Source organism: Flavobacterium poyangense (assembly GCF_011751075.1).
Lineage (GTDB): Bacteria > Bacteroidota > Bacteroidia > Flavobacteriales > Flavobacteriaceae > Flavobacterium > Flavobacterium poyangense.
Genome location: NZ_JAALLN010000023.1, coordinates 1 through 26,979, shown reverse-complemented (window position 1 = coordinate 26,979; position 26,979 = coordinate 1). Strand labels below are relative to the sequence as shown.

General features: G+C 34.1%; 23 protein-coding genes, 1 tRNA gene and 1 rRNA gene. 8 read left to right on the top strand and 17 right to left on the bottom strand.

Features of this window, described 5'->3' with window-relative positions:
• Positions 1 to 189: 189 nt before the first annotated feature.
• From G3A47_RS20780 to lon, 7 genes are all read right to left on the bottom strand, one after another.
• Complete coding sequence (locus G3A47_RS20780) at positions 190 to 516, bottom strand: helix-turn-helix domain-containing protein (RefSeq protein WP_166925915.1); 327 nt, start codon at positions 514 to 516, stop codon at positions 190 to 192.
• A gap of 8 nt (positions 517 to 524) precedes the next feature.
• A complete protein-coding gene (locus tag G3A47_RS20775; protein ID WP_166925913.1) occupies positions 525 to 857 on the bottom strand; it encodes a type II toxin-antitoxin system RelE/ParE family toxin in 333 nt (110 codons plus the stop codon).
• A 132-nt stretch (positions 858 to 989) separates the two neighbouring features.
• On the bottom strand, positions 990 to 2,252 hold the full coding sequence (locus G3A47_RS20770; RefSeq protein ID WP_166925911.1) for a nucleoside permease: 1,263 nt from the start codon (positions 2,250 to 2,252) through the stop codon (positions 990 to 992).
• A 69-nt stretch (positions 2,253 to 2,321) separates the two neighbouring features.
• A complete protein-coding gene (cmk, locus tag G3A47_RS20765; RefSeq protein WP_166925909.1) occupies positions 2,322 to 3,014 on the bottom strand; it encodes a (d)CMP kinase in 693 nt (230 codons plus the stop codon).
• Positions 3,015 to 3,064: 50 nt separating this feature from the next.
• Entirely contained in the window at positions 3,065 to 3,562 is a 498-nt protein-coding gene (locus tag G3A47_RS20760) for a murein L,D-transpeptidase catalytic domain-containing protein (RefSeq protein WP_409994012.1), read from the bottom strand.
• Positions 3,563 to 3,678: 116 nt separating this feature from the next.
• Positions 3,679 to 4,698, bottom strand: coding sequence for a type IX secretion system protein PorQ (porQ, locus tag G3A47_RS20755; RefSeq protein WP_166925905.1), 1,020 nt, complete (start codon positions 4,696 to 4,698; stop codon positions 3,679 to 3,681).
• A 139-nt stretch (positions 4,699 to 4,837) separates the two neighbouring features.
• Positions 4,838 to 7,291 (bottom strand): endopeptidase La, encoded by a 2,454-nt coding sequence (lon, locus tag G3A47_RS20750; RefSeq protein WP_166925904.1) that lies wholly within the window; start codon positions 7,289 to 7,291, stop codon positions 4,838 to 4,840.
• Between the two features lie 652 nt (positions 7,292 to 7,943).
• Here lon and G3A47_RS20745 point away from each other — a divergent pair.
• The 4 genes from G3A47_RS20745 (at position 7,944) to G3A47_RS20730 (ending at position 10,917) form a co-directional block, all read left to right on the top strand.
• Entirely contained in the window at positions 7,944 to 8,498 is a 555-nt protein-coding gene (locus tag G3A47_RS20745; RefSeq protein ID WP_166925902.1) for an RNA polymerase sigma factor, read from the top strand.
• Positions 8,499 to 8,586: 88 nt separating this feature from the next.
• Positions 8,587 to 9,126: an anti-sigma factor gene (locus G3A47_RS20740; protein ID WP_166925900.1), complete on the top strand. Its 540-nt coding sequence runs from the start codon at positions 8,587 to 8,589 to the stop codon at positions 9,124 to 9,126.
• Positions 9,110 to 10,171, top strand: coding sequence for a DUF4097 family beta strand repeat-containing protein (locus G3A47_RS20735; protein WP_166925898.1), 1,062 nt, complete (start codon positions 9,110 to 9,112; stop codon positions 10,169 to 10,171). The genes G3A47_RS20740 and G3A47_RS20735 overlap by 17 nt, the downstream gene beginning before the upstream one ends.
• A 17-nt stretch (positions 10,172 to 10,188) precedes the next feature.
• The gene (locus tag G3A47_RS20730) at positions 10,189 to 10,917 is read left to right on the top strand and encodes a head GIN domain-containing protein (protein ID WP_166925896.1); all 729 of its coding nucleotides are present in this window, start codon (positions 10,189 to 10,191) and stop codon (positions 10,915 to 10,917) included.
• A gap of 214 nt (positions 10,918 to 11,131) precedes the next feature.
• Here the strand turns inward: G3A47_RS20730 and G3A47_RS20725 are convergent, their stop codons facing one another.
• The 6 genes from G3A47_RS20725 to G3A47_RS20700 form a co-directional block, all read right to left on the bottom strand.
• Positions 11,132 to 12,436 (bottom strand): MFS transporter, encoded by a 1,305-nt coding sequence (locus G3A47_RS20725; RefSeq protein ID WP_166925894.1) that lies wholly within the window; start codon positions 12,434 to 12,436, stop codon positions 11,132 to 11,134.
• 320 nt (positions 12,437 to 12,756) lie between these two features.
• On the bottom strand, positions 12,757 to 13,569 hold the full coding sequence (locus G3A47_RS20720) for a M48 family metallopeptidase (RefSeq protein ID WP_166925892.1): 813 nt from the start codon (positions 13,567 to 13,569) through the stop codon (positions 12,757 to 12,759).
• An 84-nt stretch (positions 13,570 to 13,653) separates the two neighbouring features.
• The gene (locus G3A47_RS20715; RefSeq protein ID WP_166925890.1) at positions 13,654 to 16,053 is read right to left on the bottom strand and encodes a glycoside hydrolase family 31 protein; all 2,400 of its coding nucleotides are present in this window, start codon (positions 16,051 to 16,053) and stop codon (positions 13,654 to 13,656) included.
• Between the two features lie 197 nt (positions 16,054 to 16,250).
• Positions 16,251 to 18,155 (bottom strand): 1,4-alpha-glucan branching protein GlgB, encoded by a 1,905-nt coding sequence (gene glgB / locus G3A47_RS20710; RefSeq protein WP_166925888.1) that lies wholly within the window; start codon positions 18,153 to 18,155, stop codon positions 16,251 to 16,253.
• 139 nt (positions 18,156 to 18,294) lie between these two features.
• Entirely contained in the window at positions 18,295 to 19,575 is a 1,281-nt protein-coding gene (locus G3A47_RS20705) for a glucose-1-phosphate adenylyltransferase (protein WP_166925886.1), read from the bottom strand.
• Complete coding sequence (locus G3A47_RS20700) at positions 19,565 to 20,992, bottom strand: glycogen synthase (protein WP_166925884.1); 1,428 nt, start codon at positions 20,990 to 20,992, stop codon at positions 19,565 to 19,567. The genes G3A47_RS20705 and G3A47_RS20700 overlap by 11 nt, the downstream gene beginning before the upstream one ends.
• Before the next feature lie 140 nt (positions 20,993 to 21,132).
• Here G3A47_RS20700 and G3A47_RS20695 point away from each other — a divergent pair, with 140 nt between their 5' ends.
• Complete coding sequence (locus tag G3A47_RS20695; protein WP_166925882.1) at positions 21,133 to 21,999, top strand: alpha/beta fold hydrolase; 867 nt, start codon at positions 21,133 to 21,135, stop codon at positions 21,997 to 21,999.
• A gap of 49 nt (positions 22,000 to 22,048) precedes the next feature.
• Entirely contained in the window at positions 22,049 to 22,690 is a 642-nt protein-coding gene (locus G3A47_RS20690) for an endonuclease III domain-containing protein (protein ID WP_166925880.1), read from the top strand.
• Positions 22,691 to 22,874: 184 nt separating this feature from the next.
• On the opposite strand, the gene G3A47_RS20685 is transcribed toward G3A47_RS20690, so the two are convergent.
• On the bottom strand, positions 22,875 to 23,309 hold the full coding sequence (locus G3A47_RS20685) for a nuclear transport factor 2 family protein (RefSeq protein ID WP_166925878.1): 435 nt from the start codon (positions 23,307 to 23,309) through the stop codon (positions 22,875 to 22,877).
• A gap of 15 nt (positions 23,310 to 23,324) precedes the next feature.
• Positions 23,325 to 23,777: a DUF1569 domain-containing protein gene (locus G3A47_RS20680; protein ID WP_166925877.1), complete on the bottom strand. Its 453-nt coding sequence runs from the start codon at positions 23,775 to 23,777 to the stop codon at positions 23,325 to 23,327.
• Positions 23,778 to 24,258: 481 nt separating this feature from the next.
• On the opposite strand from G3A47_RS20680, the gene G3A47_RS20675 reads away from it, so the two are divergent.
• Positions 24,259 to 24,924, top strand: a complete 666-nt coding sequence (locus G3A47_RS20675) for a phosphatase PAP2 family protein (protein WP_306783662.1) — start codon at positions 24,259 to 24,261, stop codon at positions 24,922 to 24,924.
• The gene (gene eptA / locus G3A47_RS20670) at positions 24,911 to 26,431 is read left to right on the top strand and encodes a phosphoethanolamine--lipid A transferase EptA (protein ID WP_166925874.1); all 1,521 of its coding nucleotides are present in this window, start codon (positions 24,911 to 24,913) and stop codon (positions 26,429 to 26,431) included. Before G3A47_RS20675 ends, eptA begins: the two co-directional genes overlap by 14 nt.
• Before the next feature lie 302 nt (positions 26,432 to 26,733).
• Here the strand turns inward: eptA and G3A47_RS20665 are convergent.
• Positions 26,734 to 26,819, bottom strand: a tRNA-Leu gene (locus tag G3A47_RS20665).
• A gap of 87 nt (positions 26,820 to 26,906) precedes the next feature.
• Positions 26,907 to 26,979 (bottom strand): 5S ribosomal RNA (gene rrf / locus G3A47_RS24765); the annotation flags it as partial.

The window sequence follows — 26,979 nt, the reverse complement described above, 5'->3', positions numbered from 1 at the left end:
ACCGGCAAAATAAAACAAATCAAAATTAACAAACCCGACAGGTTTCAAAGCCTGTCGGGTTTGCTGAAACGGAAAATTTACGTAATCCGCAAAAACTTTTGTCTTCTTTTTCGTTTACATCGTGTTACCGGTACAAAACTTAACAGGATTTCAAAACTTGTTAGGTTTGTCTTCTCTCCTCCGGAAAGTTTATGAAACCTGTAAAGTTTGGTTTTCAATTTTCACATTAAAACTAATTTCAGCTTTTAATGCTTTAAAAACCTTTATTATAGTATCAATTGTTGCGCTATTAGCACTACTTTCTAATTTAGAGATCTGAGCTTTTTTTACTCCAATTAATTCACCAAGTTGTTCTTGAGTCAAATCTCTTTCTTTTCTTGCCGTTTTTATCATCCTCGCCAGGAGTTCCATAGTAAGCTCGTATTCATATTTGTCTCTTTCCGCTGTGCCTATTTCCCCAATAACCTTGTCTTTCATTTCAGAAAGCGAATAGGATTTTATTTTTACTTTTGTCATAATTTAAATTATTTAGTATCAAAATAGTTTTGCCTGATTTTCTCAGCTCTTTCAATTTCATTTTTTGAAACTTTATCGGTCTTTTTCACAAAACCATGAGTCGCAAAAACAAAAGTTCTGACTTGATTGCTTTTGTCCCAAAAAGCCAAAAGTCTAATTTGATTCCCGGCATATCTTGTTCTAAATTCCCAAATACTACCATTTAATTTTTTAAACAAATTGGGGTCCAGATTTTCTTGTGCCAAATCAATATTGTACAAAACTTTAGTGCTGACTTTTTTGTCTAATTTCAATATAAATTCTTGAGCTTCCTCCAAAAATTCCGTTTCAAAATACTTCATACGGTTATGTAATAACAAAAATACCACAAAAGTTTCTAATTTTAGAAACTTTTGTGGTATTTTTTTTGTTTATGTAGCAAATTAAATCAAAAAAGATGTAATATCCTACTTTTTTTACATTAATAATCTTACTTAATGATTAGAAACATCAATTTCATTTGGATTGTGTTTGTACTTAAACAGTACAGCAAATAATATTGTAATTACAAGAGCATAGGCCGCAAATGAAAACCATACACTAGGCCACTGTACTTTACTTCCAATTGTAAAATAACTCACTGTTCTGCCGGCAAACTCTCCTCCTAATATAGCACCAATGCCATTAGTCATCAACATAAACAACCCCTGTGCACTTGATCTGATCTTGCTGTCTGTTTCTTTTTCTACAAACAATGAACCTGATATATTAAAGAAATCAAAAGCCATTCCGTAAACGATCATTGATAATATAAGGAAAATAACGCCTGATCCCGGATTTCCAATACCAAACAAAGCAAAACGCAATACCCAGGCAACCATACTAAATATCATAACCTGCTTGATACCAAATCTCTTAAGAAAGAATGGAATCGTAAGAATAAAAAGTGTTTCAGAAATTTGAGATAATGAAATAATAAATACAGAATGATCCACACCAAATGTACCTTTATACTCAGGATTAGAACCAAAATCTCTAATAAAAGTATCACCAAACATATTGGTAACCTGTAAAGCTGCTCCTAACAACATGGCGAAAACAAAAAATATCACCATCTTCTTTTGTTTAAAAAGAACAAAGCCGTCTAAACCAAATTTACTGGCTAAAGATTTGTTTGTACTCTTATTCTCTGCCGGAACATTTGGCAAGCTAAAACAAAACAAACCGGTAACAATCATGGCCACTGAAGCAAAAATAAACTGATTGGTGTTTGATTTCCAATCTGTCAAATCGGTTGTCCACATTGCCAATACAAAACCAACAGTTCCCCAAACACGAATTGGAGTAAATGTTTTTTGAACATCAAAATTATATTTATTTAAAACAGCGTAACTTACAGAATTATTCAATGCTATGGTCGGCATATAAAAACAGCTTGTTGCAAAAATAATCCAATACATCTCTGTTGAATTAGTTGCTTTAGTAGCGAAGAAAATGGCAATACCCGCAATTATATGTGCAATTCCTAAAACTTTTTGTGCGCTAAAGTACTTATCTGCAATAATTCCAAGTAAAGCTGGCATAAACAAACTGGCCCAACCCATAGAACCATAGGTTCTTCCTATTGACAAACCAATACTACCTCCTTCTAAAGGACCAAAAACCTGGCCCATATATCCGCCTAATGAAATCAACCATATTCCCCAAACAAAAAATTGGAGAAAATTCATAATTGTCAGCCTTAATTTTATATTCATATAAAAAAATTGTCTTTGTAAAATAAATAAAGCGGTAAAACTACCATTAAAAATGATATCTACAAAAAATTAAACCGTTTTAACAACATCATTTATTAATTCAAGAACAGCTGAAAATTGTTCTTCTCTGCTTAAATAAGAATTATCGATTTCAATTGCGTCATCTGCAATTACTAATGGAGAATCTGCACGATGCGTATCGATATAATCTCTTTCGACAACATTTTTTAAAACCTCTTCATATGAAACATCATCTCCTTTTTCCTGCAACTCGTCAAAACGTCTTTGCGCACGCGTTTCAGCACTTGCTGTCATAAAAATTTTAAGTTCTGCGTTAGGAAAAACTACCGTACCAATATCTCTGCCATCCATTACTATAGCTTTATTTTTTCCCATTTCCTGCTGTTGTTCTACCAATTTAGAACGCACTTCTGAAATTTCAGCCACTTTACTCACATAGCTGGATACCTCAATGGTTCTGATCTGTTTCTCAACATTATCACCATTCAGGTACATTTCTGCAAATCCTAAATCTGCATTGAATTTAAACTCTAATTGAATTTTAGGAAGAGAACCCACAAGACCTGCTTTATCAAGGAATTCAGGCCCTATTAATTGATTTTGCATTGCAAATAAAGCGACTGCTCTGTACATTGCTCCTGTATCGACGTATACATATTCCAATTCTTTTGCCAACTGTTTTGCTAACGTACTTTTTCCTGTTGACGAAAATCCGTCAATTGCAATGGTTATTTTTTTCAAAATAATCTTTTTGATTTTAAAATTTATAATAAAAGTGTGTGTATGTGTCTTTAATAATAGATATCCAGAATAATTTTCGATTTAGAAGTATCGATTAATTTTTCTATTCTTTTAAAGAAGTCTTCATTAACCATCGGACATCCCTTACTATTTGAGATATAGTAATCTTGCTCCTCACAAGGAACGGCAGAATAGGAATGTAGCACTATGGCTCTTTTTAGTGCATTGCTATTGGTAGCGTCTAATCCTGACAAACGATAAGCTTTACCAAACATTCCTTTATAACATTTTTCAATAGAATATCGGCCTAATGAAGTGCAGTTTGAATTGGGTTCATTGCTAAATTTCAAATCCCCTTTAATAGCGGTCTCTGATCCTGATCCGTGAGCCACAAGTCCCTGATCTATAATAGCATCATTTACCAGATCATAAACAAAAAAGCGATTTCTGCCTGATTTGATTTTCATATCAATTAAAAAAGCAATTTTTGTATTATAGGTAGAGCCAACAGCAATCTTTTCTTTGATTTCGCTGATCTTAGAATTCATTCTTTCAATATCAACAGCAGTCAGGACGTCGTCTTCGTCTTCCAATACAGCATTTGAGGTATTAAAAAAACCTGCAGTTACCAAGAGAATTAAATAAAATAGCTTCATAAAATCACCTATTGAAAGTTAAACATTAGTCCAAAAAGACTGGTATTAGCCGCTAAAGTATATTTTGAATAGGAGTAATTAAACTTTAATCGATTCATTTTTAAACCAAATCCTAAAGAAACTCCCGAAAAATTACGTTGTTCTTCAATTCTTAATTCTTCCCCTCTTCTAAAATTATACCCCAATCTAATATTAAATGCTTTCTTCGGAAAAAGTTCAACACCTACAATAACATGTCGTAAGGCATTGTTTACAAAAGAAACTTTCTCTTTACTCGCTGTACCGTCTAAATTAGTTTCGCCTCGAACCGGATTCGAAAATGAAACATTCCACTGTTGCAAATTTTCTAAAGTAAGATGCCAACGAAGCGGCACGTGCTCTAGCTCTTGCGATATTCCCGCAATAATTTCAAGGGGCAATTTTTCCTGTATTCCTGAATAAGTTGTAAACTGAGTTCCGATATTTCGAACTACAAGAGCCAAATTTAAGTCATTTTTTTCAATTATATACAAAAAACCTAAATCAATTGCACCTCCAATAGAATTATAACTTTCTAACGTAGAGGTTATTAACTTCACATTCGCTCCCACATGAACATCTGTAAAAGGAATATTATAAGCATATCCTAAAGAAAGCGCACCTTCACTACCTGTAAAATCTGAAGTTGTCTGACCGTTTTCGTCATATCCCTCAAATGTACCATAATTCACATAACTCACTCCTGCATAAAAAGTCTGTAGATGTCTGTCGTAAGTATAAGCGTACGAAGCTGTCCCGTAAGAAGCCTGCCCGTAATAACTCCCGTAATTCATGGCCAGATGATTATCCATATCTTCGTTTAAAGTAGCCGGATTAAACATAACCTGATTAACATCTTCATCGTAAATCGTAATCGTTTTTCCTCCTAACGCTGCCTGCCTTGGTGAAGTAGTTAAATTAAGAAACTGATAGGTGTAACGACCTCCTATCTGCCCGAAAGAAATCGAACAAATCATTACCATAAAAAATACAACAAGTCGTTTCAACATGCTTTTGAGGCGTTCCTATAGGAGAATAACGCAGGTGCGAAGATAAAATTATATCCTATAAAAAATAAAAATCCAATAAAAAAATTCCAAATTCCAAACTGAGGTGTCAATTTGGAATTTGGAATTTAAAAATTGGAATTTATTTAAGTGTTTTAGCATTTTTAACACTTTGATCCGTCAAGGCCAAAGTCAGAACTTCGCTCATTTCCTTTACGTAATGAAAAGTCAGTCCTTCTAAATACTCTGCTTTTATCTCATCAATATCACTTTTGTTTTCGTGACACAAAATAATTTCTTTGATGTTCGCTCTTTTGGCTGCCAAAATCTTCTCTTTAATTCCACCTACAGGTAAAACTTTACCACGAAGTGTAATCTCTCCTGTCATAGCAAGGCTTTTCTTTACTTTCTTTTGCGTTAACAAAGAAACCAATGAAGTCAGCATTGCTATACCGGCACTTGGACCATCTTTAGGTGTAGCGCCTTCCGGAACGTGTAAATGAATATTATATTTTTGAAACAGCTCTACATTAAGACCTAATTTCTTGGCATTTGCTTTTATATATTCTAGAGCAATTGTAGCGGATTCTTTCATTACATTACCTAAATTTCCGGTAATAGTAAGTGCTCCTTTTCCTTCGGAGATTAATGATTCTATAAATAAAATATCTCCACCAACACTGGTCCAGGCCAAACCTGTAACCACTCCGGCAACATCGTTATTTTCGTATTTATCGCGTTCTAATCTTGGCACGCCCAAAACCGTTACAATGTCTTCGTCTGTCACTTTTTTATTGTACTCCTCCTCCATTGCAACTGCTTTTGCAGCATTACGAATAACCTGAGCAATTTTAGTTTCAAGATTACGAACACCGGATTCACGCGTATAACCTTCTACAATCTTCTCCAACTGTTTTTTACCAATTGTCAAATCTTTAGCGGTTAAACCGTGTGCTTCCAATTGTTTTGGAAAAAGGTGTCTTTTGGCAATCTCTACTTTTTCTTCAATAGTATATCCTGACATTTTAATCACTTCCATTCTGTCTCGCAATGCAGGTTGAATGGCTGCCATATTATTTGAAGTCGCAATAAACATTACTTTAGACAAATCATATCCCATTTCAAGGAAATTGTCATAGAAAGAATTGTTTTGCTCCGGATCTAAAACTTCCAGCAAGGCAGAAGAAGGATCTCCGCTGTTTCCGCTTGAAAGTTTATCGATCTCATCTAAAATAAAAACCGGATTTGAAGTTCCTGCTTTTTTCAAACTTTGAATAATTCTTCCCGGCATAGCACCGATATAGGTTTTTCTGTGTCCGCGAATTTCTGCTTCGTCACGTAAACCACCTAATGAAATACGAACATACTCACGCCCTAAAGCTTCCGCAACAGAACGACCAATAGATGTTTTACCAACACCCGGAGGTCCTGTCAAACAAATAATTGGCGATTTCATATCGTTACGAAGTTTTAATACAGCCAAATGTTCTACCATTCTTTTCTTAACTTCCTCAAGTCCAAAATGGTCTTTATCTAATATTTTCTGAGCGTGTTTTAAATCAAATTTATCTGTAGAATATTCGCCCCAAGGCAATTCTAAAAACAGCTCTAAATAGTTACGCTGAATCCCAAAATCAGGTGATTGTGGGTTCATTCTTCGCATTTTAGACAATTCTTTCTCGAAATGTTTTTGCGTTTTTTCGTCCCATTTTTTAGTTTTTGCCTTCAGCCCCATTTCGTCCATCTCCTCTTCCTGCGAAACGCCTCCCAATTCTTCCTGAATGGTTTTCATTTGCTGATGAAGGAAATACTCACGCTGTTGCTGATCTAAATCAAAACGAACTTTTGACTGAATGTCATTTTTCAATTCTAATTTTTGCAACTCTACATTCATATAACGCAAAGTCTCAAGCGCTCTGTCTTTTAACCCATTTATCGATAACAAACCTTGTTTTTCCTTTACCGATAAATTCATATTAGAAGAAACAAAATTGATTAAAAACGACTGGCTTTCAATGTTTTTAATAGCAAAAGTAGCTTCTGAAGGAATGTTTGGACTTTCTTTAATGATTTGAATTGCCAACTCTTTTACAGAATCTAAAATTGCCGTAAATTCCGTATCATTTTCGTCCGGACGCTCTTCTGACACTTCTTTTATAGTTGCTGTAATATAAGGATCTTCTGAAACGACATCGTCAATTTCAAAACGTTTTTTTCCTTGTAGAATTACGGTAACATTTCCGTCAGGCATTTTTAGAACACGCAGAATTCTTGCTACAGTTCCGATTTTATGAATATCATCTTTAGACGGATCTTCATCTTCTTCATTAATTTGAGAAACAACCCCTATGATTTTACCACCGGCGTTTGCATCATTAATCAATTTTATAGACTTATCCCTTCCTGCTGAAATAGGAATAACAACACCGGGAAATAAAACAGTATTACGCAAAGGCAAAATAGGTAACGAAAGCGGAAGCTCCTCGTTATTCATTTCTTCTTCGTCTTCTGGTGTCAATAATGGAATTAATTCTGCCTCGGAATCAAATTCCTGAAGTGACAGATTGTCAATAGTAAGTATTTTATGGTTTGACATAATAATATATAAGTCGTTTTGTCATTAAAAGTTCAATCCTAACTGTAGATACACTCTTAGATACTGTAGTTTTTTGCAAAATACTCATAAGTGTATCCTCCACAAGATAGACCGTAAAAATAGACAATCATTGTGCCAAAACAAATTTTAACATTAATTTTATTGTGTGCATTGTTTAAAGCTTACTTACTAATTTGAATCTTCATTATTATGACTGTGTAATTCAAGTTGCTACTTGTGGGTTGTGAGTTATGAGATGTGAGTCTGAGAAATTATTTGTTTTTTTTAGCAAGCAAAAAAAACTTAATGAGTAAAATGCTGGCCAAAACAAAAAAGGGAATACTGAATTCTATTTCACGGATTGCATATCTTACTTAGAAACGTGCGTGAAATTCCTTTTACCTACTGTATTCCGACAATTACTATAATCTTTATTACTTGCTATGCCTGTCTTATAAAATACAGCTATAAAGTAAAACGTATCAAATCTAAGATTAACATTTTAAATCTCACAACCCACAACCTACAACCCACATCCCACATCCCACATCCCACATCTCACAACCTGACTTAAATAATTTTAAAAAAAAATCATCAAAACTGTAACAAACCAAAAAAAGTACCGTCCTTATAAAAAACTAGCAACCATTACTTGAATATAACTAACCAAAATATCGAAGAATTAATCACGCTTTGTAAAGAAAAAAATCAAAAAGCACAATTTGAAGTTTACAATCGCTATTGCAAAGCCATGTATAATGTGGCTTATAGAATTGTAAAAGACGAACATTTTGCACAAGACGTCATGCAGGAAGGTTTTTTGAAAGCTTTTACAAAGATTAATGACTATAAGCAGGAAGTCGCTTTTGGTGCGTGGTTAAAAAAAATAATTGTCAATTACAGTATTGATTTTTATAAAAAGAATAATGCTTTTCAGCTTGAGGATTTAAGCAAGACACTTTACAAAACAGAGGACTCTGACAGTTTTTTTTCAGAAAACATTGATTTGAACTCCTTAAAAGTAAAGCAGGTTTTAGATGCTATTTCAGAGTTAAAAGACAACTATAGAATGGTTTTGACCCTCTTTTTTATTGAAGGTTATGATCAGGAAGAGATTTGTGAAATTTTGAATATCAGCTATCCCAACTGTCGAACCACTTTAAGCAGAGCCAAAGAAAGCTTGCGAAAGAAACTGGAGGAAATATAAAACTTCCATGAAAAACCAACGCAAACAAAGCACAGCCAAGTCGTAAAGCGATATGTTATATCGCCCGTAAAAAATAAATTATAGATGTATGAAAAAGGAAAATGACAATTTAGACCAACTTTTTAAAAAATTTGAAAATCAATGGGATGTACAGGAAATCAATCCGGATCATCAGCTTGATTTCCTAAATAAATTAAACCACAAAAAGAAGCCGAAGAAAAACAACTATGCTATTTGGGGAATTGCTGCTTCTATTGCTTTACTGATAGGAATCTCTCTCTTTTATAACAATGATCCAAAACCAAAGCAGTTTCAGTTTGCTTCAAGAGAAACCAAACGAACGGATTCTATTTTCAACATTTTAATAGATAACGAACTGGTTAAATTAAAAGAAAAAAGTTCACCTGAAAACGAGCAAATTATAAACGATGCTTTAAATCAGATGAAAGTTTTTGATGCCGATTACCAGAAAATCATAAACGAATTGCAAAAAAACGGCGAAAACAAGCAGATTATTTACGCCATGATCAGCAATCTTCAAACCCGAATATCATTTTTGCAAACGGTTTTGCAGCGAATAGAAGAAAATGAAAATTTAAAAAATACGACACATGAAAAAACACTATAACTTCTTAATTCTTATTCTTTTGATGCCTTTTTTGGCTTTCTCAAATAATTTCGATTTCATTTCAAAGCAAAAAACAATCAAGAAAACCTATATCGTCAATTCAAACGCAGGAATTGATATTGAGAATAAGTACGGCGATATAACCGTAACAACATGGGATGAAGACAAAATTGATCTGGACATTACCATTAAAGTGACCGGGAAAAATGAAAACTGGGTTAACGAAAGACTCAATAGCATTACAGTAGACATCAACGCTTTAAAATCAATGGTGAGTGCTGTTACTTCGCTCGGAAGTTCGTCTATTATGAGCAAAGGAAGTAATAATAGCTTTGAGATCAACTACGTAATCAAAATTCCAAAAAACGGAACTGTGAAGCTGAGTAATAAATACGGGAATATTGTTACGGGTGACCTGGTGTCAACTACTGATATTTTTTGCAAATACGGCAAAATTGGTCTCGGTAAATTAAATGGAAATAACAATATGGTTCACATTGAATATTGTCAAAATTCAAGTATTGAATATATTAAAGGCGGGACTATTGAAGCCAGATATTCCGGATTAAAAGTCACGGATGCGGGAAAAATCAACCTCGATACCAATTATACCGATCTTGTTGTTGTCGGTGGTCAAAGTATTAAGTACGATTGTAATTACGGGAAATTTAAGTTTGAAAAAATAGGATCTGTTGCGGGCTCCGGAAATTATATCACGGTTAATGTCGGAGAGCTTTTAAATAGCTTAAGTGCCGATCTCACCTACAGTAAACTCAATGTAGGAGTCATTAATGAAAAAGCTAATACGATTACTGTTACCTCTGAATACTCTGATGTTTCATTGGGATATGATACCAATTTTGCTTTTGATTTTGATATCAACACCCGATACGGAAATATTAGAAATGATGGTTCTTTAGACATCTCGGTTTCGGAAAGTAAAAATAGTACTAAAAAAATAAACGGCTTCTATAAAAAAAGAGGACAAAATAAAATTGCTGTCAATTCAAATTACGGCAGTGTAACATTAACTAGAAAACAATAACCAAAAAAGTGTAAAAAATGAAAAAATCAGTTCAATTATTAGTTTGCGGCGCATTTCTTTTAAGTTTTATGGCTAATGCACAGTGGTCCAGTTCTAACAAAGTAACCGGAAACGGTAAAATAGTTACCGAAACCCGAAATACTTCTGATTATGACAGTGTAAAAATTTCCGGTTCTTTTGATGTTGATTTGGTTTCCGGGAAAGAAGGGACAATTTCTATAAAAGCAGAAGAGAATCTTATGTCTTATATTATAGTGGAAGTTGAAGACAACATTCTAAAAATTTACACCAAAAAAAACACTTCTATTCGCAAAAGCAAAAGAGTACAAATTACCGTACCGTTTGAGAAAATATCAGAAGTGAGTTTAGCCGGTTCGGGTGATATTCAAACTAAAAACAACATTAAAAGCGATACTTTCAAAGCTAAACTTTCAGGTTCAGGAAACTTTAATCTGGGAATTGACTCAAATGATTTTGATTTGAGTTTAAGCGGATCAGGAAATGTACGTTTGAAAGGTACAGCAGACAATTTTACTACCAAACTTTCCGGTTCCGGAGACATCGATGCAGGTGATTTGAAATCTAAAAATGTTCAGGTAAATGTTTCCGGTTCAGGGAATAGTCGTGTAAATTGTAATGAAAGTCTAACGGCAAGAGTTTCAGGCTCAGGTAATATCAAATACGGTGGTAATCCGGAAAAACGTGATGTAAAAGTTTCAGGTTCAGGTAATATTTCAAAAGTTTAAAATTAGTATTTAAAAAAGCAATCATTTGTAAAGTAGCACATAACAAATGATTGTAAAAACTAATCCCCTAATAAATCTTAACGGATTCATTAGGGGATTCTTCATTACTAATATTATAATTAACCCGTTGGGTCTAATCATTTTCTAACGCATAGAAACATAATTTAAAAAGCGATCAAAAGGCGTTTCACTTATTTAAATCCACATACGTTCATTACTTTGAAGTAGCATTTTTGGGTATTCTTCTTAAAAGGAAAATTGCCGTAATAAAGAAAACGCATAAAACTACAATTGCAGCACGCGGACTTCCGGTAATCTGATCAATAATTCCATACACACACATTCCGATTACAATTCCGATTTTTTCAGCGACATCATAGAAACTAAAAAATGAAGCTGTATCCTCTGTTTCCGGTAATAATTTTGAATAGGTAGAACGTGACAAAGCTTGAATTCCTCCCATTACCAAACCTGCCATTGTTGCCATTGCGTAAAATTCCATTGGCTTAGTAATAAAAAAAGCTCCAATACAAAATACGGCCCAAATAATATTGATCACAATTAGAGTTGGAATATTACCCCATTTATTAGAAGCTCTCGAAGTTAGAACGGCTCCTACAACGGCTACCAATTGTATCAATAAAATACAAATAATTAAGCCTGTTGTACCTTCTTCTTCAGATGCCCATTGAATTTCCTGAGCTCCAAAATAAGTGGCTACCAACATTACCGTTTGCACCGCCATACTTGAAACAAAAAAACCTCCTAAATAACGTTTCAATGGAATATTTTCATTTAACAAAGCCCAAACTTTCTTTAATTCTTTAAAACCATTAAATACAATAGCATTAGTTAGTTTTTGACTGTTTTCTTTACTTCCCTTAGGTAAAAAGTAATACGTGTACTGGCTAAATACAATCCACCAAATTCCAACCATTACAAAAGAATAGCGCATCGCCTGCATCTTTGATTCCCCATCTTCTGCCCCCATGATCATCACCAAATTGATAACTAATAGAATCACACTCCCAATATATCCCATTGAATATCCTCTGGCGCTGATTTTATCTTGTTGTTCCGGAAAAGCAATATCCGGTAAATACGAATTATAAAAAACTAAACTTCCCCAGTATCCAATAAGCCCAAGGAAATAAAACAATAAGCCGACGTATATATTTGTTAATTCAAACCAATACAATCCTATACAAGATAAAGCTCCAGTATAACAAAAGAACTTCATAAAGGTTTTCTTATCTCCAACATAATCAGCAATTCCCGATAACAAAGGAGAAATAAAGGAAACAACTAAAAATGCTGCCGCTGTTATAAAACTAATCAGAGCGGAGTTTTTTAAATGCATTCCAAAAACATCAATATAATGATTATCGTCTGAGAATAAGGCATCATAAAAAATCGGAAAGACTGCAGATGCAATAGTAAGTGTATACACAGAGTTAGCCCAATCGTAAAACGCCCAGGCATTTAACAATTTCTTATCTCCTTTTTGTAAATTTTTCATAGAAATAGGTTGGTTAATTAAGCTGCGAATTTATCTATTTTTTATGAAGAATTCATTATTACAATATTAAGAACCTCTTTTTTCTAAAAAAAGTAAATCAACGGAGCCTTTCAAAAATCTACAAAAATCAGGAGAAAAATATTTTTGTTTTGTAAGCTTCAGGTTTTAATTTATAACTGTAAAAGCAAAGTTTTGTTTCAGGTTTCAGGTTTCAGGTTTCAGGTTTCAAGTTTCAAGTTTCAAGTTTCAAGTTTCAAGTTGTTGTGCCTAGTTTTAGCGTTAACTTGAAACCTGAAACTTGAAACTTGAAACTAAAATTATCATTTCTTAATACCCCCAACCTTAAGTGCGGTTGCTTTTGCTTCAGGGATTAATGCTCTTATATTGGCAATCCTGGTCGCGTCAGACGGGTGTGTACTCATAAATTCAGGGGTTGATGCTCCGCCGGATTTGGCAGACATTCTGCTCCAAAAGGCAACAGCATCGTCGGGATTATAACCGGCAATTGCCATAAGTGTCAATCCGATTTTATCGGCTTCTGTTTCGTTGCTTCTGCTAAAAGGAAGCATTACTCCTACCTGTGTACCAAGTCCGTACGCCTGTGCGAATATTTGTCGTGTTTGTTCGGTTTTTCCACTGGTAGCTGCTCCTAAAGCAACACTACCGATTTGTTGTAATTGTGCGGCACTCATTCTTTGCGCTCCGTGATTGGCTAAGGCGTGTGAAACCTCATGCCCCATTACAGTCGCTAAACCGGCTTCGTCCTTTGTTACAGGTAAAATACCCGAGTACACCACAATTTTGCCTCCCGGCATACACCAGGCATTTACTTCTTTATTGTCAACCAACTTATACTCCCAACGGTAGTCATTTAAATATTGTGTTTGCCCTAAAAAAGTCAGATATTTTTCTGCAGCAGCCTTAATTTTCATACCAACAAGCTCTACCTTTTTCGCATCTGCTGTTCCTGCAATGACCTTGTTTTCAGTCAAAAATTGATTGTATTGCTGAAAAGAAGACGGAAACAACTCACTGTTTGAAACAAAGTTCAAACTTTGTTTTCCTGTAATCGGATTTGTTGCACAGCCCATCAAAAGGATAGCAGCTGTTCCTCCTAACACATATTTTTTCATAATTTGTGATATTTAAAGAAACAAAAATACAACTATTCTGAAATCCGTACTTACATAATTCAATTAAAATATATCAAAATAGCACTATACTCCTATGATGTGGAGCTCACTAAACTCTTTATCCACTATCAAAAACCGGCTTTCTAAAAAGCTAATTTCATCAAATGCTACTTTCTCATTGTCAATTTCGATTTCTGTTACTTTAAATGGCAGTCCAATTAAATTGATCTTGTATTTACTATAATTGGTTTCAAATTTACCTTCTTTATGCAACTGTACAATTAATTCCTTCTCTTTCCCGATAGTGGTGAAAGATAAAAAGCTATATCGTCCTTTTTTATAATCATAACCGTCTTGAGAATCTTCGTATACAAACGACTTTTCCTTTCCGTTTTTGAAATACAAATCCAGTGTCAGCTCGTCAAATTCTAATTCTCCGACATATTGCTGAACGGGATATTTTGGAATAATAGCGCCTCCTTTTACAAAAATCGGAATTTCATCAAACTTCGTATCCACCCATACTTCTCTTCCTCCGTTTGAGAACTCATTGGTCCAGTAATTATACCATTCTCCTCGTGGAATGTACATACGTCTTCCTAAAGAATTAGGCTCCAATATCGGACAAACCAATATTTGGTTTCCAAAAATAAATTCATCGTTGCGATAATGGGTTTGCGTATCTTCCTGATCGTAATAAACCAAAGGTTTCAGCATCGGAATTCCTTCTTCAATATATTGCCAGAACATGGTATACAAATACGGCAATAACTGATAACGAAGGCTGACAAACTTTCTGGTAATATTAATCACTTCTTCATCAAAAGCCCAAGGTTCCTGATTGCCATGATCTCCCGAAGAATGTGTTCTGCAAAACGGATGAAAAACCCCCAATTGAATCCAACGTGCGTATAATTCCCCCGTCGGCTGCTCTGCAAAACCACCAATATCAGAACCGGTAAAACCCATTCCCGAGATAGACATGCGTTGTACCTGAATATTAGCAATCCATAAATGTTCCCAAGTGGCAACATTATCACCTGTCCAGGACGAGGTGTAACGTTGTGCACCGGAATAAGCCGATCTTGTGATTACAAAAGGTCGTTTTGGGTAAGCAAATCGTTTTACGCCATGATAAGTGGCTCTGGCCATTTGTGTACCGTAAATGTTATGCGCTTTTCTATGACTGCATGGATTTCCATCATAAACATGACGAACATCCATCGGAAAAGTTTTATTAGGAACTTCCATCACGGCTGGTTCATTCATATCATTCCAAACCCCTTTTACACCAATGTCTGAAATTAATTCCTTAAATAATCCCGCCCACCACTCTCTCACGGTAGGATTGGTATAATCCGGAAAATTACATTCTCCCGGCCATACTTTCCCTTTCATATAAGGCCCATCGGCTCTTTTACAGAAATAATCTTTCTCTAATGCTTCTTTATAAACCCAATAGTCTTTGTCTATTTTTATACCCGGATCGATGATGACAACCGTCTTAAAACCTTCTTCGGCCAACTCGGCTACCATTCGTTTAGGATCGGGAAAATAGTCTTTATTCCAGGTAAAACAGCGAAAGCCTTCCATATAATCGATATCCAGATAAATGGCGTCGCATGGAATTTGGAGCTCCCTAAATTTTGATGTGATTTCTCTTACTTTACTTTCCGGATAATAACTCCACTTACATTGATGATATCCTAAAACCCACAGTGGTGGTAATTCCGGCTTACCTGTAAGATCGGTATAGGTTGTTACAACATCCTGCATTTGAGGGCCATAAACAAAATAATAATTCATTTCTCCCCCTTCTGCCCAAAAACTCGTCACATTCCTTCTTTCCTGACAAAAATCAAAAAAAGTCCTAAAGGTATTGTCAAAGAAAATACCGTAGGACTGTTTGTTATGTAAACCAACATAAAATGGAACTACCTTATATAATGGATCTTGTTCTTTTTGATACGCATATTGATCAGTAGCAAAATTTTCAACTCTTTTGCCTTTTAAATTCATTTGAGTAGCCTTATCTCCCAAACCATAAAAACATTCCCCGTCTTTGGAAGATTTACTCATTTTTACGATGTTGCCACCATATTCGTAACTTTCTTCCCAGTGAAAACCAAGTTCATCTTCGAGAATAAGAAAATCGTTCAAATCAAAAATAGACAAACGAAGATCGACCTTTTGAATTTTACATTTTACTTTGCTTGTTCTGATTTGGAAATAGGTATCTTCTTCTGTTAGCTCAAGAAAATTATATCCGTGTAACTGTGTTTTATCAATCGCATATGAAAAATCAGTACTAAAATATCCTTTTGTGGTAAAACGAAACCGAATTAAACTGTCTCGAAGAATAGTAACTTTTAAGATTACTTTATTGTCTGTGTGAAAAAAAATGGAATCACCATCCTGTTCAAACGAGACAATTTTTGATGGATATAAATCGCCTTTGTATTCTAATGATGTGTTTGTAATCATACTGCTGATAAATTAATTATAACAATTCTACCTCTTCCAAACATACAAAAAAACCAGCTAAACCTCTATAAATATGAGGTTTATTCACGAAAACGATTTCTCTGTTGGAGTGATCAATTACTTCTTAAAAAAGCAAAAAATCGATAGTTTCGGGGCACAAAAATGATAAAATCCCATCTCAAAAAAACAAATTGGTATTATTCAAAAGAATAAATCGTCACACTCAATGGCGGCAAGGTTAATTCAATAGAATAATCTCTTCCATCGTAAGGTGATGCTTCTACTTTGAGGAATCCTGAATTACTAACTCCACTTCCTCCATAGCTTTTATCATCGCTATTAAATATCTGCTTTAATTTTCCTTTCTGGTGAATTCCGATTCTGTAGTTTTCGCGGATCACTTGCGTGAAATTACAAACAACGACCAAATTCTCTTTCGGAATATTTCCTTTTCGAATATACGCCAACACTGCGTTCTGATGATCGGAATAGTTAATCCATTCAAAACCTTCATTACTAAATTGTTTTTCGTACAATGCCGGTCGTGATTTATACAACTGATTTAAATCTGTGATTACTTTTTTTATTCCGGAGTGATAATCGTATTGCAACAAATGCCAATCGAGACTTTTCTCAAAATTCCATTCATCACTTTGTCCAAATTCAGAGCCCATAAACAACAGCTTGGTTCCGGGATGCGTAAACATATAACCATACAACAAACGCAAATTGGCGAACTTTTGCCATTCATCACCCGGCATTTTGTTCGCAATTGATTTTTTCCCGTAGACTACTTCATCATGCGAAAACGGCAACATAAAATTTTCGCTAAAAGCATAGGTCATCGAAAAAGTCAATTCGTTCTGATGGTATTTTCTGTAGACTGTTTCTTTTTGGAAGTACTTTAAAGTATCGTGCATCCAACCCATCATCCATTTCATTCCGAAACCCAGACCACCGGTAAAAACAGGTCTGGAAACCATCGGAAAAGAAGTGCTTTCTTCAGCTATTGTCTGGACTCCATTAAAATTGGCATAAATCACTTCGTTAAACTCTTTCAGAAAACTAATGGTCTCCAGATTTTCTCTTCCACCATAAATATTAGCTTCCCATTCGCTTTCTTTTCTGGAATAATCAAGATACAACATCGAAGCGACGGCATCTACTCTTAAACCGTCTGCATGATACTGCTGCAACCAAAATACAGCATTACTAATCAGAAAGGCACGAACTTCATTACGACCATAATTAAAAACCAGACTTTTCCAATCGGGGTGGTACCCTTTTCTTCGATCCGGATGTTCGTATAAATGCGATCCGTCAAAAAAGCCTAAACCGTGTGCATCATCAGGAAAGTGAGACGGAACCCAATCTAAAATCACTCCTATTCCGGCCTGATGTAATTTATCTACCAAGACCATGAAATCCTGTGGTTTCCCAAAACGTGAAGTCGGGGCAAAATAGCCCGTTAACTGATACCCCCAGGAAGGATCATACGGATACTCCATAACAGGCATAAATTCTACGTGCGTAAATCCTGTTTCTTTAACATAAGAAACCAAATCTTCGGCAAGCTCCAAATAGGTCAAAAAACGATTGTTTTCTGCCCGTTTCCAGGAACCTAAATGTACTTCGTAAACAGAGTAAGGTTTATCGAGATCGTTATGCTCCTGACGCGACTGCATCCAGTTTTCATCCTTCCACTCATAATTCAAATCCCAGACTACAGAAGCGGTATGCGGTGGTTTTTCACAGTACAAAGAAAAGGGATCAGCCTTTTCGGTCACTGCTCCATTTATATTGGATCGAATTTTATATTTGTAAAGTGATCCTTTTTCAAGATTCGGAATAAACCCTTCCCATATTCCCGAAGAGTCCCAGCGAACCTGTAGCTCATGTTCCTCCTCTTTCCAGTAATTAAAATCACCAACAACAGAAACACTGGCAGCTGTAGGAGCCCAAACCGCAAAATAAACTCCTTTTACTCCATTAACTTCTGTCAAATGTGCTCCGAGCTTTTCATACAACCTATAATGCTTTCCGGCCTTAAACAAATTGATGTCAAAATCAGTAAAAAGAGAGTGCGTAATAACTTTATTCATATTTGGTTTTTAAGGCAACAATTAAATTCTATTTTTAATCTGAGGCGTTCGTAAAATTAGACCAACGGGGTCTCTAAGTTTCAGGTTTCAAGTTCCTATATTAACATGAAACCTGAAACTTGAAACCTTCCACAATTATCTATTCTATTCTAAAACCGTCCGAAAGTATCACATCCTTTTTAATGACAACTATTCCGTCTTTAATACTGTATAATTCATTCCCGAAATTGGCCAAATGTTTTCCGCCATTGATATGCACATTGTTTCCGATACGTACATTTTTATCTATCAGGGCATTTTTTATAAAACAATTTTCTCCTATTCCTACGTGTATTTTATTTATTTCGTTCTCTTCTTTCAATTCATCGAGATCCTGATAAAAATCGTTCCCCATCACATAACAGTTTTCAAGAATTGTTCCTTCACCAATTCTGGAACGAATACCAATCACCGAACTCTTAATTTCTTTGGCATTGATGATACTTCCTTCAGAAATTAACGATTGATTAATTGTTGTGTTTCTAAATTTAGACGGAGGAAGTAACCTTGGACGTGTAAAAATCTTATTTTCATTATCAAACAAATTAAACTCCGGAATATCTGCTGTTAAACCAATATTGGCTTCAAAAAAGGATTCTATGTTTCCAATATCGGTCCAATATCCTTCGTACTGATAACTTAGAATTTTATGTTTGCCAACCGCTTGCGGAATGATTTCTTTTCCGAAGTCTTTTGTGTCCGGATTGGCCATTAACTCTTCCAATAATTTTTTATTAAAGATGTAAATTCCCATAGAAGCCAAATACTTTTTGCCTTTGGCCTGCATTTGCTCACTTACTTCCGATTCCCATTGTGGTAAAAGCGAAACATCCGGTTTTTCAATAAAAGCTTCAATACAACTTTCGTGATTGGTTTTAAGAATCCCAAATTCAGGGGCATCCTTTGCATTTACGGGCAGTGTAGCTATAGAAATTTCAGCATTACTCGCAATATGAGCTTCCAGCATTTCATTAAAATCCATCTGATACAACTGATCGCCTGACAAAATCAAAGCGTGCTCAAAATCATGTTTCTGAAAATGTGCCATACACTGTCGAACCGCATCTGCCGTTCCCTGAAACCATGTTGGATTATCAGGCGTTTGTTCAGCGGCCAGGATATCAACAAAAGACTGACTGAAAATGCTGAAATTAAATGTGTTTTTAATGTGTGCATTCAAAGAAGCTGAATTGAATTGTGTTAATACAAATATTTTGAAAATATCGGAATTAATACAATTTGAAATTGGAATATCGACCAATCTGTATTTTCCTCCAATGGGAACAGCCGGTTTTGATCTGGTTTCTGTTAATGGGAACAAACGTGATCCTTGTCCTCCTCCTAAAATAATGGCAACTACATTTTTCTTTTTAAACTTCATTTTTCTGAATTATTAAGTTGTAAATTTCGATGTATTCCTCACACACCCTTTCCCAGGAATGGTCTGTGTTCATTCCCTTCTCAATTATTTTATTAAAATTTAATTTATCTGCATACAGTTTTACAGCCCGATTAATCGAGTAACAGATATCCCCGACAGAAGCCTGATCATGGCAAATCCCGTTTCCATCGTCCCCAAAATCAATTACAGTATCGCGCAATCCACCGGTTCTTCTAACAATGGGCACGGTTCCATAACGCAACGCATACATCTGATTTAAACCACAAGGTTCAACACGAGAAGGCATTAAGATAAAATCAGAGCCCGCATAAATCAAATGTGCCAATTCTTCATTATAACCAATAAAAACATTGTAATTGCCATTATAATCATTTCTCAATTGCACTAACTGAGATTCAATTTCCGGATTTCCGGATCCCAAAATCAGAATATTGATGCTTTCAAAATGCTCCGATAAAGCCAATGCAGAAGCCTGAGGTAATAAGTCTCCTCCTTTTTCTTCAAACAGTCTTCCGATAAAACTAAACAAAGGTTTTGAAGGATCTAATTCGAACTGCTCGCACAACTTCTCTTTATTTTTTTGTTTTCCCAAACTAAAAGTATTCACCGAATAGTTTTCTGCAATCATACTATCCTTAGAAGGATCCCAAATTTCGATATCAATACCGTTTAATATTCCTTTTGATTTAGTCCGAACCTGATTAAACAATCCCTCCAAACCATTTGCGGAATTGTTAATTTCATTTAAGTAACTTGGTGAAACGGTCGTAACTGCCTGTGCGCACTTAATACCAACAGCTAAAGAGTTGATGCAATTATCCCATTCTAAAAAGCCAACATGAATTAAATCAAACTCCGGCAGATAATGCAACTTATCAAAACCAAACCATCCCTGATACAAGCCATTATGAATGGTAATCAAGGTTTTAACTTTTCTTAAACTTTCATATTTATAAGCATACTTTACCAAAAAAGGAATTAATCCGGTATGATGATCATGACAATTTATAATATCGGGAACTGTTTCCCGCGCCATAATCCAATCTAAAGTTGCTATCTGAAAAGACAAAAAACGTTCAATATCATCTTCATAACCGTAAACATTTGACCGATCGAATAATTCATTTATCTCAATCAGATACAGTTCATAGCCCAACTGGTTTGTTGTTTCTTTTAAGACGCTGAACGGAAAATTAAAATTCCCCAATTTGACATTTCCCCAATGAACGCATTCGAATTCGTTTTCCCTTTTAAATTTTGTATCGTAACAAGGTACCACAACACGAACCAGATGACCGGCTTTACTTTGATATTTTGGTAATGCCCCCACAACATCTGCCAGACCTCCGACCTTTGCCATAGGATAACATTCTGCACTAAGATGAAATATTTCCATTGTAAAATTTTAAAAACGCCCTTACTAAACTAAATTCGTGTACTTTTTTGGAGCAAAAATTTATTAATTGTACTACTTTTATGTTCTTTAAATTTAAGGAAAAATAACCACAAACTGAGCTTGATACAAAATTTACCAATATGACAAAAAAGGCTTCTAATCCTATTCAATCTTTAAAAATTCCACGGTTTATTATAATATCCTGTAAAATTTGTGCTTTTATCTCTACAAAACTGGCTGTAAAATATGCTGCAAAACTTTTCACAACACCTATAAAACACAAGATTCCTAAAAGGGAATCAGAAATGAACTACAAAAGCATTCAACATACCGTTTTTGTTCCTGCAATAAATAAAAATATTGTTGTCTATGAATATGGAAAAAGCGAACGAAAGATTATTCTTGTTCATGGCTGGTCCGGGCGTGGTACTCAATTGTTTAAAATTGCCGATGAACTTTTACGAAAAGGTTATTCAACAATAAGCTTTGATGCTCCTGCACATGGAAAATCGGAAGGAAAAACAACGATAATGTCCGATTTTATTGAATCAATATTAGAGATCGAAAAATTGTACGGCCCTTTTGAATATGCAATTGGACATTCATTAGGAGGGATGTCGGTTTTAAACGCCATTAAAGATGGACTAAAAGTAAAAAAAGCGGTGATTATTGGAAGTGGTGATATTGTACAGGATATATTAGATGATTTTACTTCAAAAGTAGGCCTAAAACCTAAGATGAGTACGCTTTTACGCGATCATTTTGAGCGTAAATATCATACAAAAATGGATCATTATTCAGCCTATAGAGCCGCTTCTGAAGTTAAAATTCCGGTACTTGTAATTCATGACAACGATGACCCTGAGGTGCCTGTGACAGCAGCAATTCATATTCATAAACATTTGGAAAACGGAACTTTGACACTTACGGATGGTTTAGGGCACCGAAAAATTCTTGGAAATCAAAATGTGATCAAAAAGACAATAGAATTCATAGAAACAACCTAATTTTGTGAGAGTTATATTTTTAATAATTCACTTTTAAAGAAAAACTGAGATGGATTTATTTGAAGAAACACCAAACTGGGAAGCAAAATTGGAGCCTATTCTAAAAAAATACAAAGGCAAAAAACATCCTTTAGACTATAAAAACACCTACCAATTGCTTGTAATGGTAGTGTTGTCTGCGCAAGATTCTGACGCCAATATCAATTCAATCGCTCCTGCTCTATTCGAAAAATTTCCAACACTTGAAAGTTTAGCATACGCAGATCCTGAAGTGTTTAAATCTTATATTAGCAAGGTTAAAAATTATCCGACAAAATTGCAATGGCTCCTTGAAATAGCAAAAACCATCCAAAAAGATCAAAATATTCCTTTGACTATGAAAGAATTAACCGCTTTAAAAGGCATTGGAAGAAAATCTGCTAATGTAATTTTAAGGGAAACAAATAAAGCTGCTGAAGGAATTATTGCCGATCTTCATGTTATTCGAGTAGCTCCAAAAATCGGACTAATCAAAGAAGCTAAAGATGGCATTAAAGCAGAAAAAGACCTTATGCTCGTACTCCCTAAGTCAATTTGGTCTGAAATTGGAATGGCAATTTCATTTCTTGGAAGAGAAACTTGCAGGCCAAAACCTAAATGTGAAGAGTGTTTAATAACAGCTGTTTGTAATTACTATTCGACTCAAGCCTAATAATTACCTCATTTTAGTAATTATCTTTTAACAGATAGGAACATAGTTTTGAAAACAAGAAACGTATTTCACGTATTTAAAATTTCAATTGTCAGTCTGAGCGAATTCGAAGACCTCATAATTTGACAATCAGTTAAATATATTTCAAACAAATTAAATTAAGTATCAATAGCTTAATTAAATATTATTTTCTTCTTGTATCGATTAAATAAATAATTTTCCATGTCTCTTTTTCTTTAAACAAAGTAAATGTATTTACTCCGGTATGACTTAATTTGTCATTAAGATAAAATTCATAAGGAGCCCAAACATGAGCCATTGACCCGTCTATCTGAATATTATAACTCAATATTTTCTCCCGAAAATTAACTGTAGCAGGAATTGACACTATGGCTTTATAAAAATCTTTTGCCGTTTCATTAGATAATTTGTTCCCTTTTAAAGAGTTCTCGCTAATGGACTGCAAAATAATATTATCCGAACAAACCGATTTAATTTTCATCGAGTCTTTTTGATGAAAACCTTCGAAGAATACTTCAATACTTTTCTGAACATCTTGTTTTTGCGCATTCGAAATTAGTCCGATAAATAAAAATAGGACCATGATATAATTTCTCATAAAAATCTAATTTTTTTAAACACCAAACTGATTCAGATGGTGATCCAAATGTTTTGCAAACAAATTATTCCATTCCTTCGAAGTTAATTTACCAAAAGAATTTGATTCTTTTCCCTCAAATTCACCTACACCAAGCTCTTGAGTTTTAACCAAATAAACAATTATCCTTCTTTTTTCAGCTTCAAAATCACGATCTCCTTGTATTATAAATTGCGGGGCAGTCTTATTATTTTTTGAAAAAGGCTTGTCGCTCACTACTTCTTTTTTTACCAACGTCTTAAGAATAAACTTCATAAAAAAACCGGGTTTCGGGTGAATATCATCGTACACCATTTCATAAGCCACATTGCAATGAGCAAGCATCTGATCTACTGACATTTTACCCCAAAGCCCTCTCGAATCTGGTTTAAGTTGATTAATTCGTCCAATAAATTGATCACAATCTTCTTTAAGAAAAATATTTTGCATAATCGTAAAATTCTATTGTTAAGTAAAAGCAAGTAGTAAAAATATAAAATTTCTTTTCAAAATAACAGATCGCAGACAAAAGTTAGGGCATTTATGTTAAAAATATATTTAGTTCAGAAAAATGCAGCTCCCACTATTATACTAGTTACTGGATTTTTAACCCTCTTATTCTTGCTGCATTTCTTTCATCTATAATTTTCTATGAAACAGTTATTAGTTTGTTTTCAATGACTAAAACTTAAAACTTAAATTTTGACATCATTTCTAAACCATAGAGCTAACGTTACCAAATAGAAAATCAATTCGTACGCAAAAAATAATGAACAAAATTGTTGTTAAAAATTTTTCAAACCTAAAACTATCTCTGGTTTCAATACCTATAACTTTTTTATTTTCAATCGTTTTATATCTTTACAGTCAGGATTCTTTATGCGTTACTAAATATGTACAAATTCAAAAGAATTGTTTCTTTTTTCTAAATTTGAAATTATCACAATTCCCTACTACCGAATATAATCTTACCCAATTTGGTGATGCCTCCATTTTTTTATCCTTTCTTACCATTTTTATTATCTATGCACCTAAATTATGGGAAGCTTTATTATCATCTTTACTAATTGCAACTCTATTTTCTTGTCTGGTAAAAGAAGTATTTGATGTCCCAAGACCTGCAGCGGTATTTGATGATAAAAGTTTTGTTATTATCGGAAAAACATTGTCTGGTCATAACAGCTTACCTTCGGGGCATTGTATTACAATTTTTTCAATTCTCACAGTTTTATTGTTTGCTTTTAGCCCAAATAAGTTTAAGTCTAAAATTTTGTGGTTTATACTGATAATCAGTACAGGATTAACCCTTGCGTTTACCAGAGTTGCGGTAGGAGCCCATCATCCGTTGGATGTTATCATAGGTTGCATTTTAGGTTCTATATCGGGAATTTTGGGTATTTTTATCTATAGAAAATATAAAATATGGAAATGGATTAACAACAAAAAGTATTATCCGGTTTTTATCTTGTTACTTCTAATTTGTTCTATTTCAGTAATTAATAAAATAATTCATGAAAATTTGTTCCTATTTTATTTATCCTTTTTTAGTTTAGTCATTTCATTATTTAAAATTACTATTGTGTATGTTAAAAGATAATTTAAAACTAACTCACTTCGCTTTATTGATAAGTCTTCTTAATTTTTTCTTCTTTCATCTTCCATTTTTCATTTTTGTTTTTAAGAATGTCGATTATCAAAGCTTCAACGGAATCGTTCTGATTATTAGCTTAATTATAGTAATGCTGGTTTTGAATGCTTTTGCTTTTTATCTGATTTTTTTCCTGTTTCGTTTAGTTGGAAAAATTTTAGTGTTCTTTTTCTTTATTATTAACGCGGTCGCGATTTATTTTGTTAGTACGTATAGTGTTATAATTGATGAAAGCATGATTGGAAACGTATTTAACACTAATTATGAAGAGTCCAGCAGTTTTTTTTCTATAAAATTACTATTGTATATTATTTTTCTGGGGATTATTCCCGGCATTTTTATTATTAAAGTCAAAATAATTAATGTAACACTGAAGAAGTTCTTGATTACCTCTGCGCTTACCTTGATATTCATTCTAATTCTAGTTTTCGCAAATGCAACCAACTGGTTGTGGATTGATAAAAACTCTAAAACATTAGGCGGACTAGCAATGCCATGGTCGTATACTGTAAATACATCACTTTTTTATATTCATAAATACAAAAAAAATGAAAAAGAAATTCTATTGCCGAATGCAACGATAAATGATACTAAAAAATCTGTCGTAGTTTTAGTAATAGGTGAATCTGCAAGGCGACAAAATTTTTCACTTTACGGTTATAAGAAAAATACAAATCCGCTTCTTTCTACAACTCCTAATGTATATCATTTTGATGCAAATTCTGGAGCTACTTATACAACTGCAGGTGTAAAATGTATTTTAGAATACAAAAATACTGATGTTTTATATGAAATTCTTCCTAATTATTTATACAGAAATAATGTAGAGGTAATTTGGAGGACCTCAAACTGGGGAGAACCTCCTGTGCACATAAAAAATTATCAAAAGAGAGATTTTTTACAAAAAAACTGCAAAGGCGAGGAATGCAATTATGATGAAATTCTTTTAAACGGTCTTAAAGAGCAGATACTGACCAGTAAAAAAAATAAAATATTGGTAGTACTGCATACAAGCACAAGCCACGGACCAACATACAGCAAAAAGTATCCGCCTAAATTTGAAACTTTTAAGCCTGTTTGTAATAGTGTTGATCTGGGAAAATGCTCGCAGATAGAATTAATCAACGCATACGATAATACTATTGTTTATACAGATTACATTTTGTCTAAGGTGATTAAAGATCTGAAACAATTAAAAGACTATAACAGTGCCATGATTTTTGTATCGGACCATGGAGAATCTTTAGGAGAAAATAATCTCTATATGCACGGATTACCTTTGAGTATTGCACCAAAAGAACAATACGAAATTCCTTTTATAGTCTGGTTATCAGATAATTCAAAACAACTAAAGTCTGAAAAATTAATTTCACAGAACTATGTTTTTCATAGCGTTTTAAATTTCTTAAACATACAAAGTCCGGTTTATGAGGAGAAGATGAGTATATTTAAATAATTTACAAAACCCTAGTTTTAAAAAACTGTTCTTCTCTCAAAATGTACAGTTTTTTTAACCGCAATGTTCGCAAGGATTTTTGCTGGTTTTTATCGCCAAGCACGCAAAGCTTTTATCGAAACTGTTTTTTTTATCTTAGTGAACCTTGCGTTTTAACTAATGTAATGCTTGCAAAGATTCAACTTCGTCTCAAGATGACGTTTCTTTGTTGATTTTTTTTACCATTTCATTGTAAATTCAAGTTTTTCCTAAATTTATTTCAAAAAAAAACTCCAATTAGCTAAACTAATTGGAGTTTTTAGTACTCAGAGCGGGACTTGAACCCGCACGAACATTGCTGTTCACTGGATTTTAAGTCCAGCGTGTCTACCAATTTCACCATCCGAGCATTAGTAGTATCTTCAGAGAAGATATCTTTTCTAGTATTGAAGAAAAGAATAAAAAACCCTGTTTATTACGACAGGGTTTTTAAAAAGAAAGGCGACGACATACTCTCCCACATAACTGCAGTACCATCTGCGCAGGCGGGCTTAACTTCTCTGTTCGGG

What these genes read in the sequence shown, in the direction of transcription:
- G3A47_RS20780 (WP_166925915.1), bottom strand. Translation starts at nt 516, where the DNA reads ATGACAAAAGTAAAAATAAAATCCTATTCGCTTTCTGAAATGAAAGAC.
- G3A47_RS20775 (WP_166925913.1), bottom strand. Translation starts at nt 857, where the DNA reads ATGAAGTATTTTGAAACGGAATTTTTGGAGGAAGCTCAAGAATTTATA.
- G3A47_RS20770 (WP_166925911.1), bottom strand. Translation starts at nt 2,252, where the DNA reads ATGAATATAAAATTAAGGCTGACAATTATGAATTTTCTCCAATTTTTT.
- G3A47_RS20760 (WP_409994012.1), bottom strand. Translation starts at nt 3,562, where the DNA reads ATGAATTCTAAGATCAGCGAAATCAAAGAAAAGATTGCTGTTGGCTCT.
- porQ (WP_166925905.1), bottom strand. Translation starts at nt 4,698, where the DNA reads ATGTTGAAACGACTTGTTGTATTTTTTATGGTAATGATTTGTTCGATT.
- lon (WP_166925904.1), bottom strand. Translation starts at nt 7,291, where the DNA reads ATGTCAAACCATAAAATACTTACTATTGACAATCTGTCACTTCAGGAA.
- G3A47_RS20740 (WP_166925900.1), top strand. Translation starts at nt 8,587, where the DNA reads ATGAAAAAGGAAAATGACAATTTAGACCAACTTTTTAAAAAATTTGAA.
- G3A47_RS20735 (WP_166925898.1), top strand. Translation starts at nt 9,110, where the DNA reads ATGAAAAAACACTATAACTTCTTAATTCTTATTCTTTTGATGCCTTTT.
- G3A47_RS20730 (WP_166925896.1), top strand. Translation starts at nt 10,189, where the DNA reads ATGAAAAAATCAGTTCAATTATTAGTTTGCGGCGCATTTCTTTTAAGT.
- G3A47_RS20725 (WP_166925894.1), bottom strand. Translation starts at nt 12,436, where the DNA reads ATGAAAAATTTACAAAAAGGAGATAAGAAATTGTTAAATGCCTGGGCG.
- G3A47_RS20720 (WP_166925892.1), bottom strand. Translation starts at nt 13,569, where the DNA reads ATGAAAAAATATGTGTTAGGAGGAACAGCTGCTATCCTTTTGATGGGC.
- G3A47_RS20715 (WP_166925890.1), bottom strand. Translation starts at nt 16,053, where the DNA reads ATGATTACAAACACATCATTAGAATACAAAGGCGATTTATATCCATCA.
- glgB (WP_166925888.1), bottom strand. Translation starts at nt 18,155, where the DNA reads ATGAATAAAGTTATTACGCACTCTCTTTTTACTGATTTTGACATCAAT.
- G3A47_RS20705 (WP_166925886.1), bottom strand. Translation starts at nt 19,575, where the DNA reads ATGAAGTTTAAAAAGAAAAATGTAGTTGCCATTATTTTAGGAGGAGGA.
- G3A47_RS20700 (WP_166925884.1), bottom strand. Translation starts at nt 20,992, where the DNA reads ATGGAAATATTTCATCTTAGTGCAGAATGTTATCCTATGGCAAAGGTC.
- G3A47_RS20695 (WP_166925882.1), top strand. Translation starts at nt 21,133, where the DNA reads ATGACAAAAAAGGCTTCTAATCCTATTCAATCTTTAAAAATTCCACGG.
- G3A47_RS20690 (WP_166925880.1), top strand. Translation starts at nt 22,049, where the DNA reads ATGGATTTATTTGAAGAAACACCAAACTGGGAAGCAAAATTGGAGCCT.
- G3A47_RS20685 (WP_166925878.1), bottom strand. Translation starts at nt 23,309, where the DNA reads ATGAGAAATTATATCATGGTCCTATTTTTATTTATCGGACTAATTTCG.
- G3A47_RS20680 (WP_166925877.1), bottom strand. Translation starts at nt 23,777, where the DNA reads ATGCAAAATATTTTTCTTAAAGAAGATTGTGATCAATTTATTGGACGA.
- eptA (WP_166925874.1), top strand. Translation starts at nt 24,911, where the DNA reads ATGTTAAAAGATAATTTAAAACTAACTCACTTCGCTTTATTGATAAGT.